The organism is Moraxella lacunata (genome assembly GCF_002027545.1).
GTDB lineage: Bacteria > Pseudomonadota > Gammaproteobacteria > Pseudomonadales > Moraxellaceae > Moraxella > Moraxella lacunata.
Genome location: NZ_MXAN01000024.1, coordinates 1 through 8,906 on the forward strand (window position 1 = coordinate 1; position 8,906 = coordinate 8,906).

Here is an 8,906-nt window from a genome sequence, read left to right on the forward strand (position 1 = left end):
AATAAACCCTTGTAAGTATTGGGGTTGAAGTTTTTAAAAATCTACAAAAATCAGGGTTTGGAAAGAAGTCTATTATCATTCATTCAAAAAATGTTACAAATTTTTTGAATGAATGATGCCAACCAATGTAAAGCAATGGGGCGGTTTTTTGTAAGGCTTCAAACCGTTTTTTCGGTCTTCTTTAAAGCCTGTCAAAAAGAATGGTATAGTTTGCTTTATCGTCTGTTCTATCTCGTCTAAAATCGCTTCTTGTTCGTCCTGTGGCAAGGCTTCAAACACGGAAAAACACCGCTCACGCTCCGCCCTTTCCTGCCGTTCTCGCTCTTCCGCTTCCTTTTGGGCTTTCAATTCCGCTTCCCTTTCGGCTTTGGCTTGGCGTTTTCGCTCTTCTTCTTCCGCCTTTGCTTTCTGCTCGGCTTCCCAGTTATCAAGCCCCCAACTTTCTAAAAAAGCCTTGTTGTAAATCGCCCCAACGCTCGCCTTTTTGCCGTCCGCCTTTAACTTGTCTATATAGCCGTTGGCTCGGTCAATAATCGCCTTTATTTGGTCTTCTGAAAATTGCCCTAAATATTCCAGTTGCTTATTGGGTGGTATAGTTATCAAGGACTTTTCAAAGGCTGGATTTGGTTCAAATGGTGCTATTTCTCGTGCAATATTATCTTTTTTATATTCCATTTCAAAATGCAATCCAACAACATTCCGACCATCTTTTTTTAAAACAACCTTAACAAAAATATCAGATAAATCATTTTCGTTAATATTTTTAAGTGGCGTTGTAATTGTCCATTGTCTTAAAGATTTATAAGTTTTATATTCATCATCTTTCAAACCTATATAATCCCTATATTCTTCAACGGTAAAATATGGCGTACGCCCCACCCCTATATAATCTTTGCAAAGTTTATAAATAATGGCTTCATACTTTCCACCAAAAGAATTAAAAATATCCCAACTCATCAATAGGAACATTTTTTGTGCTTCTAAATCCCCTTTTAAAACATCTTCAATAAATGATGGTAATCTAAAAGAAATTTTTGTACTGGTTACTTTCCATTCGGAAATAAAGCCCATTCCGTGTGTTACTGGTTTGTTATCTTTTTCTAAATAATTGATGATAATCGGCTGTTGGCGTAAGGCTTCAAGGTCTTTTTTGAGTTCTTTTTTTACTGGCTCATAACCCATAAGACTTGAAATGTGAGCAAGTGATACGCTATAAAATCCCTTTGTGTCCTTTTCTACTCCACTTTCTAACAACTCTTTATAGGTCTTCAAAAGTAAAAACCAGTATTTATATTGGCGTGCTGAAATACTATGCTGAATGTGTATCAGTTCCTGCGGTGTTCTTGTGAGCGGTGTTTTGCTTGGGTTCTTTGCGGTCATAGCGTTAAAAATCCATAAAATACACCCCCATAATATCAAATAAGCATAAGAAGTCAAATTATTTTTTCTATGCTTATAAGCATAGAAAGCACAAATTTTTTTTCTACGCCAATCTCGGACAAAATAGGGGGGTGTTTTTCTATGCTTATGGGGGGTGTTTTTCTATACCTTTAAAAATTTTTCCACAGTCTTTATCATTGATTTTAAAGGAAATTTTGCAAAAAAATTTTGCTCTAAAATATATTAAAATATTACTACTAACTAACTACTTTAAAAAGTAGTTAGTAGGGAAACCAAAAATTCTGAAAATTTTTAAAAATTCCCCCAAGCCCCAAGGGGGCTACTAACTACTTTTTTTAATTTTTTTAATTAAAAATCAAAAATCGATTAATTTTTTTGAAAATTTTTGGCAAAAAATGGATTTTTACAAAACCAAACCACAGATAACAAACAAAACACGCTCTAAAACGCTCAGAAACCGCCCTATTTTGCGTTTTAAACCCAAAAAGGTACAAAGACACCACCCAACAAAAACAAGCCCCTTAAAACGCAAAATAAACGCTATTTTTAAAATTTGGATTTTTTCACTTAGAAACCAAAGGATTTTTTTGATTTTTTTGAAAAAGTTCCACCCGCCCGATTTTTTTGGCGGTGGATTGGTTCAAGACACGCTCTAAAATGAGCGTAAAGGGGTCTTCTTGGCGTTTTAGGGGCTTGGGTGGTGGGTAAGTAGCACCCAAACAAAAAACGCCCTAAAATGGGCGTTTTTTGCGTGTTTTTGAAAATTTTACCAGTTTCTTAAAATTTTCTTAGTTTTCATCTTGGTTTCTGCTTCTCAAAAATTCGGGTTCAAGTTCTCTTGCGTGGCGTATGGTTTCCATCACAATCAAATCTTCTGCTTCATCGTATGAGTACAAAGCCACATAGCCATATTTTCCCCACTTGATTGTGAGCTGTCGCAGGTTGGGAAGTGTGTCATTTGGTACGGCTCGCCCAATTTTGGGTAGGGTCAAAAGCATATCAATTTTATCAAAAATCGCTTGCATTGCTTCGGCTGTTTTGTGAGGTGCGGTTTCGTTCAAAAAGCCTTGTAGCCTTTGAAAATCTTCCGTTATACGTTGCGTATAGATTATTTGTGGCATACTGGTGGCTTATTGTTTGGGTTGGTAGAAAGTGAGTTAATCCACGCTTTCATCTCGTTGTGCGTGGTGTGTAGTCCTGTTGTTTCGTAGTGTTCGTGTGCTTCCACCGCTTCCGCCACGAATTGAGAAAACATCATTTCCCGAACCCGTTCCTGTATCATTTTTTCTTTTTCGTAGGGGGTCATCACTTCCAAGATAACACGCCCTTGCCGTGTTATGCTAACTGGTTGTGTCATTGCGACATCGGTTAATTTGCCAAAATTTTGCTTGGCTTCGGTGGCTGTAAATGTGAGCATTTGAAAAAACCTGTTAAAGTTAAATTATCTATTTTATCTATTATAGACAAAATAGATAAAAAAGCAAAAGATTTTTAAAAAATTCCTAAAAATTTTTTGCGTGGCTTTGGTTCAGATTTTGGGGGTTCAAGGCGTTTTATGCTCTGTGATAGGTCTTTGATGGTTTGCAAAAGTTCAGAAATTTGTTGGTCTTTGCGGTCAAGTTGTGTTTTGGCTTCATTTAGGCGTTTTTCTAGGTCTTCATTGCGTTGTTTTTCAAAGTTCAATTTTGTTTCAATGAGTGAAATTTGAACCGTTCAAAAGGGTTCATTTGGTTCAGTTCAATGGGTGTTTTGAACGGTTCATTGAACTTTTTTGTTTGGGCGTGGACTTCAAAAAACCCTTGTCATTTCGCTAGGGGAAATTTTTCAATTTTCATTTAATTGAAGCAATCCTTTCTTTATTCGGTCATAAATGGTATTATGGGAAATGTGCCAAAGTTTTGCCCCTTGTTTTACGCTCATTTCAAGCGGTGCAGAATGGTTCATAAATTTCAAATTAAGTTCAGTTCAAAATTTTATTGAAAAATTGTTATTTTTCAAGTACAAAAAATAGCCATATTTATATGGCTATTTTTTAGACATAAATTATAATATTTCTTTAATTCTTTCAAAGAAATAACCGCCTTTTGTTAATCTGTATTCATTATTATTTGAAGATAATAAGTTAATGTATTTAAACATCATATCTTTAACTTTTTTGGCAACCAGTATTTTAAATCTTTCCTTGTTTACATCTTCCCCTATCTGTGCTAATTCAAGACTATTATAATATTCTTGTCTGTATCTTTCTTCGCTATCTATAATAGTGATTGGATAGCCATTTTTTAAAAGAATAATATTCATAATAAGCCGTGAAGTTCTTCCATTTCCGTCTATAAATGGGTGTATGGTTACCAATCTTTCGTGCATTTCTGCGGATAACTCAACAGGGTGTATAGTATTTTTATTTTCTTCATAAAATCTAAAATATTCTTCCATTAGGTCATTTACCAAAAAATGCGGTGGTGGCATGTGCCTACTTCCTGTGATTTCAACATCTTGCATTCTGTATCTTCCAGCATCTTTTGGTTTGATTGATTTTAAAATTAGTTGATGTATATTTAATAAATCCATTTTTGAAAAATCAGAATTGTTTTCTACCAATTCTCTAATATAATCAATGGCTTCTTTGTGATTAACTGCTTCAAAATGCTCAATGAGTGTTTTTCCGCTTACAGTTATACCTTTGTTAATAACAAGGTTGGTTTCATTTTTTGTTAAGGTATTGCCTTCAATTTTATTACTATGGTAAGTATATTCAATATCAAAATAATCATTTAGTATTTCAACTTCATTTTCAGACAATGGACGAAAACTATCAAGGCATTTTTTTAAATCGTCAAGTTGAGAGTAAAGTTCTCGTAAGTCATTGGTTTCTTTCCAAATAAGAGATAAATCAAGGTTTCTAGCATTATTTTTTTCAAAATTTTCCATAAGTTTTTTGTTAAAAAGAGAGCGAAGTTCAAGGGTTCTTTCAGTTGAAATACTTACTTGATTGGTTGAATTTTCTGACATTTTTGGCGTTTCCATAAAGTGCAATGATTAAAAACTCTATATATAATAATTACTTATCTTTAAAAGTCAAGCTTGTTTAAGGTTGAAAAGTAAACAATTTTTAGGTAAAATAAAAGTGCTACAACATCTAGCACTTTTATTTTTTAACCACTTTATAGTATGTGGGAAAGTTATGATGATGACCTACGAGTTATCGGACATTGGTTTAAGGTTTTTGCTGTAATATTTGCAGTTATTTTTGCGTGCTGAGTGTACCAAATTTACTGCTGGTATCAAGCATTCCTTAACTGGTTGCCTTTCTAGTAGGTTGCCATTCCCTTGCCGCTTGCGGTAGGGTGGATAAAGTGTAAAATGCTAGTTTGTTGATAGCAAAATAACTTTATATCATTGATTTTATTAAAAAATTTTATTTTGTCAAATCTTTTTTGGAAATGGTTTTTCAATCCTGCCAAAATATCCCAATCCATTACAAAAATCTGCCTTTAAGTCTTCCAGTCTTGAAAAGAAAAAATAATTTTCTAAATATTCCCATTGTGGCATTTGTTTGAGTTCTTCCAAAACGCCCTGCATAACCTTGATATTTTCATCACAAAACACCGAAAGCACCAAATAGGGGTGTTCAAATCCAAAGCGATTTTGTACGCTTCTTTGCTTCAAGGCTTCAACTTGTTGTAGCAACTGGCGGATAATGTGCTTTCTATCGCTATGGCGGTGGACTTCTACCACTAGTACATATTTTGGGGCGGTTTGGTCTATGCTTTCCATAAACCAAATACCGTCAGGACGGAAATTTTTATGATTAAGTCTTAAAGTTGTTCCCTTGTCGCCTGTGCGTTGATAGTAGTGCTTATAATTTGTTATTACATAGTCTGTACATTGTATGTACTGGTAAAAGGCAATAAAGGCGGTTATGTAGGCTTCTTTGTGGGAAAAATTAGTGCGTATGACCGCCATTTCTTCGCCTGTTTCGTTCCTGTGAATACCGCCCTTAACTGAATTATAGGCGATTTCTTCAAGGGGTATGCCGTGCATATCTGCGATAAAATCCGCCCCTTTCTTGGCGAGAAAATACACCACTTTACGCCCAATTCCAAAGCCACTCGCCACCATTATACGCCCTATAAAACCGTTTAATAGCAGGTCTTTTGTTATCTTGTGGTTGCTACTGCTCAACTTGGACAATCCTAGTTGTTTAAGGTGCTTATTGGTTAAAAATCCTGTCTTGGCAAGCCATAATAAAAATTCGCTTTGTTTTGGTGTCATTGGCGGTTGTCATAATATTCTAAATCTTCGCCTATTTTGTGGCTAGATTGGGTGGTTTGGGCTTGTGTGCGGTCATTGTTTGGCGAACGGTAATAGCGTTCAATTTGCCCCTGTAACACGGCTTGCCATTGATCTTCGTGCATACTTTGGCTGTTCTTTAAAGTGTTTCGTGGCATAGCAACAAATACAGGCGGTTTCTGTACTTTTCCTACTTCTGCTCGTTGCCAAACTGAACAATGCCCCTGTGATAAGTGTTTTTGTAGGTTCTCAACCGTTTCGCCTGTGTGTCTTGCAATTTCTTTTAAAGAATCAAAACCATTAGGAAAGGTCATTATTACGCCCACATTACCTAAAATACTATCTCGCAGTTCTTTGCTCATTCTAACCCCTACCTGCTGTTGAACAAGGGTTAAAAATAATCCATATTTTCTACATTCTTCCAAAATTTCCTGCAAACTAGGGGTAATGTAGTTCTGAAATTCATCTAGGAAAAAATGACAGGGTATCGCCTTTTTATCAAATTTTCTACGAAAAGATAAAATCTTAATCATAGCAATCATAAAAAGCCCCAGTATTTTATAATCTGAATTTCCACCCTTTGCAAAATTAAATACAATTAACTTTCTTTCTTGTATGAGTTTTTCAAGGTCTATTGTGGCTTTATTTGCCATCATTTTTTGCATTGTGGTTGAACCAAAAATAGCATTTAAGCGAGTGTAAATAGCGAATTTTGTAGCGTTATAATTACTATTTTCTTTAAAAGCATTATTTAGAAAATGCAATATCATTTGATTTTTAATATTTTGATTTGCAAAATCAATTAAACTTTCAACCTTTTCAGAAAATTTCTTTTCCTTTCCTTGTGGTGGTTCAAGGAAATCAATTAAATCATAAATGCTAGAATTGGGCTTTTTTATAATGACTGGTAGTGTATTTTTTAAAATCACTTCCATTGATAGACTTAACTCATCATCGCCTAAATTACCCAATATCTCCTTAAATATTGATAAAAATGCTTCCGCATAATCTTCTGCTTCTTTATCCGTTAAGTTTTCCTTATTAGAAAATTCAAAAGGATTTATACAAGGATAATAACTATTCAAATTAGGCTCAATATAAACCAACCTATCATTTTCTAAATTAACATTGAATTTAGCAACTTGTTTGGCTAATTGTCCGTGTGGGTCTAATAGAACCAAAGCGGTATTGGTATTTCTTGTCAAATAATGCCAAATAAATGATTTAATGGTTTCACTCTTTCCACTTCCAGTATTTCCAGAAATATAGGTATGAAACTGGCGATTTGTTTCACTTATGGGGAATTTGTTCACATGGTTCAAAAAGGGCGTAATAACTTGGCTATTTTCTGTCAAATAGTCAATGTAACCCTGTTTTGTGCTTTCGTATTGTTGAAAAAATTTTTGTTCTTGTATGCTTTGCTCATACTGTAAATGTAATTGGTTATAAACTCGCAACGCTTGATTGTATCTGTGTTCAAATAACTGATGTTCTCGTGGGTCGTTAGTGCGTGAAATGGGCTTGTTTGGTCGTCTTGGTGGTTCGTGATATTTATTCTGCTTATCTAAAAATTTATCAAAAGAAATAACTTTACTACCAATTTCATTTGAAATACAGTCCGCCAATAAGTCAATATTTTTCCCTAACTCCAAATCACAATAAAAATCATCATTCATAAGGATTTCCAGTTACTTTTATGGCTTCTTTGTGGTGCGATAGTGTTGCGGTAAATTATACATAAAATCCTTAAATGTCAATAGTTTATATGTATAATTTACATTAACTTTACCCAATATTTCCTATTGTGTAAGTCGCTCGCCATACATCTGATAAAAAACATCATCTTCCCACCTGTTCAAGGTGGCTTCATCTAATGTTTGTTTACTCTCGCTTATTTCTAGCACATTTTCCAATAACTTATAAAACACCGTGCTATATTTATCAAAATCTACCTCTTCTCTCTTTAATTGACTATCCAACTTTTTCTCAACCAAAAGTAAATTATGATTTAAAGTTCTCATTTCTTGTTCGTGCTTGTTTTGTAATTTCACTTTTATTAACTCTATTCTTGATAAAAATACTTGCTTCTCCATTTCCCTTTGGTGCTGATTTTCACTAATAACATCATTTAACATTGTCTGCATTGCGGTAAAAATAGCCTGATTGGTTTGCTGACTGATAGCAGAAAAATGGGCAAACATTGATAACTGCATTTGTGAATTACTTTGCATTCTTTGTAATTCAATTTGATTATTTGCCTGAATATTTGCAACTTGCAACTGGTTTGCAATCTGTTGTTGTTGCATTTGCATATTATCTTGATGTCGTTGCCGTTCATCTTCCAATTTTCTTAATCCTAAACGTTCTTCAAGCATTAACTTAGCATTTTGGAAACTCATCAATTCGCTATGATGTCGTTCTTTTTGAGCTTGCTTCGCATTTTCTACCTGTGCCATTAACATATTTTTCTGCTCGGCAATTCGCAAAGTGGGATTTTGAATATAATGCAAATTTGTCCAATACATTTTTTTACACCCCTAACGCTCTTTCTAAATCATTTAATGAATTTTCTAATTCATAGGTTCTACCCCCCAGCCAACGCATTTTGGGCTTCTTGATAAAACAAATATGCTTGCTGGTTAGTTTGGTATTGTATAGTGGATAATCTGCCATACATATCAAGCAGTTGTTCATTATCAACTTGACTTAAAGCACGCTTTCTTTTTATTTCTCTTGCCAATCTTCTATCATCCACTTCATCTTCGGCATTCTGATAATGATACCACCTATCCAAATATTCCTGATAGCGTCTTTTCGCCTCATTTTCTGCATATTGTCTATATGTGGTATTATTTTTATTTTTATTAAAAGCAATAACAACACCAATAACCTTTGAAATAACTGTAAGAAAAATCAATGAAAACCAATAGTTTTCATCTTCTATTGGAATAGAATGTTCCCAAAAGTCATAATAATACTCAAAGTTTGGTTTATCAAAAAAGTACGAACCAAGAAAACCAATCAAGGCAATAAAAACAATCCACCTAAGCAAAATAACAAAAATTGATGATGATTTTACCTTGCATATTGCTTTCCATTTCTCATAATTAGGTTTATAATCTCCACGATACGGCTTTTGCATTGCTTCAACCCTTAAAATAAAAAAATAAGTTACATTTAATCACTTTTTCAGAAAAAGTTCAATATATTAA

The 8,906-nt window shown here is 34.1% G+C and carries 10 protein-coding genes; all 10 read right to left on the bottom strand.

The window, feature by feature from the left end:
- Positions 1 to 93 precede the first annotated feature (93 nt).
- The 10 genes from B5J94_RS04535 to B5J94_RS04580 all read right to left on the bottom strand — a co-directional run bounded on the left by B5J94_RS04535 (position 94) and on the right by B5J94_RS04580 (position 8,836).
- Complete coding sequence (locus B5J94_RS04535) at positions 94 to 1,380, bottom strand: replication initiation protein (protein ID WP_062499887.1); 1,287 nt, start codon at positions 1,378 to 1,380, stop codon at positions 94 to 96.
- Between the two features lie 584 nt (positions 1,381 to 1,964).
- Complete coding sequence (locus B5J94_RS14070; RefSeq protein ID WP_156471062.1) at positions 1,965 to 2,120, bottom strand: hypothetical protein; 156 nt, start codon at positions 2,118 to 2,120, stop codon at positions 1,965 to 1,967.
- A 69-nt stretch (positions 2,121 to 2,189) separates the two neighbouring features.
- Positions 2,190 to 2,522 (bottom strand): type II toxin-antitoxin system RelE/ParE family toxin, encoded by a 333-nt coding sequence (locus B5J94_RS04545; protein WP_062499892.1) that lies wholly within the window; start codon positions 2,520 to 2,522, stop codon positions 2,190 to 2,192.
- Entirely contained in the window at positions 2,510 to 2,818 is a 309-nt protein-coding gene (locus B5J94_RS04550; RefSeq protein ID WP_062499894.1) for a type II toxin-antitoxin system Phd/YefM family antitoxin, read from the bottom strand. The genes B5J94_RS04545 and B5J94_RS04550 overlap by 13 nt, the downstream gene beginning before the upstream one ends.
- 74 nt (positions 2,819 to 2,892) lie before the next feature.
- On the bottom strand, positions 2,893 to 3,084 hold the full coding sequence (locus B5J94_RS04555; protein WP_062499896.1) for a hypothetical protein: 192 nt from the start codon (positions 3,082 to 3,084) through the stop codon (positions 2,893 to 2,895).
- A 360-nt stretch (positions 3,085 to 3,444) separates the two neighbouring features.
- Positions 3,445 to 4,428 carry a Fic family protein gene (locus B5J94_RS04560; protein WP_079363958.1) on the bottom strand — a complete coding sequence of 328 codons (984 nt, stop codon included), beginning with the start codon at positions 4,426 to 4,428 and terminating at the stop codon, positions 3,445 to 3,447.
- A 399-nt stretch (positions 4,429 to 4,827) separates the two neighbouring features.
- On the bottom strand, positions 4,828 to 5,676 hold the full coding sequence (locus B5J94_RS04565; RefSeq protein ID WP_062499898.1) for a MarR family winged helix-turn-helix transcriptional regulator: 849 nt from the start codon (positions 5,674 to 5,676) through the stop codon (positions 4,828 to 4,830).
- Positions 5,673 to 7,370, bottom strand: coding sequence for a type IV secretory system conjugative DNA transfer family protein (locus B5J94_RS04570; protein WP_062499900.1), 1,698 nt, complete (start codon positions 7,368 to 7,370; stop codon positions 5,673 to 5,675). The genes B5J94_RS04565 and B5J94_RS04570 overlap by 4 nt, the downstream gene beginning before the upstream one ends.
- A 123-nt stretch (positions 7,371 to 7,493) precedes the next feature.
- Positions 7,494 to 8,219 (bottom strand): hypothetical protein, encoded by a 726-nt coding sequence (locus tag B5J94_RS04575; RefSeq protein WP_062499902.1) that lies wholly within the window; start codon positions 8,217 to 8,219, stop codon positions 7,494 to 7,496.
- A gap of 59 nt (positions 8,220 to 8,278) precedes the next feature.
- Positions 8,279 to 8,836, bottom strand: coding sequence for a hypothetical protein (locus tag B5J94_RS04580; protein ID WP_062499904.1), 558 nt, complete (start codon positions 8,834 to 8,836; stop codon positions 8,279 to 8,281).
- Positions 8,837 to 8,906 lie beyond the last annotated feature (70 nt).

Coding starts and splice junctions, on each gene's coding strand:
- B5J94_RS04535 (WP_062499887.1), bottom strand. CDS start 1,380: ATGACCGCAAAGAACCCAAGCAAAACACCGCTCACAAGAACACCGCAG.
- B5J94_RS04545 (WP_062499892.1), bottom strand. CDS start 2,522: ATGCCACAAATAATCTATACGCAACGTATAACGGAAGATTTTCAAAGG.
- B5J94_RS04550 (WP_062499894.1), bottom strand. CDS start 2,818: ATGCTCACATTTACAGCCACCGAAGCCAAGCAAAATTTTGGCAAATTA.
- B5J94_RS04560 (WP_079363958.1), bottom strand. CDS start 4,428: ATGGAAACGCCAAAAATGTCAGAAAATTCAACCAATCAAGTAAGTATT.
- B5J94_RS04565 (WP_062499898.1), bottom strand. CDS start 5,676: ATGACACCAAAACAAAGCGAATTTTTATTATGGCTTGCCAAGACAGGA.
- B5J94_RS04570 (WP_062499900.1), bottom strand. CDS start 7,370: ATGAATGATGATTTTTATTGTGATTTGGAGTTAGGGAAAAATATTGAC.
- B5J94_RS04575 (WP_062499902.1), bottom strand. CDS start 8,219: ATGTATTGGACAAATTTGCATTATATTCAAAATCCCACTTTGCGAATT.
- B5J94_RS04580 (WP_062499904.1), bottom strand. CDS start 8,836: ATGCAAAAGCCGTATCGTGGAGATTATAAACCTAATTATGAGAAATGG.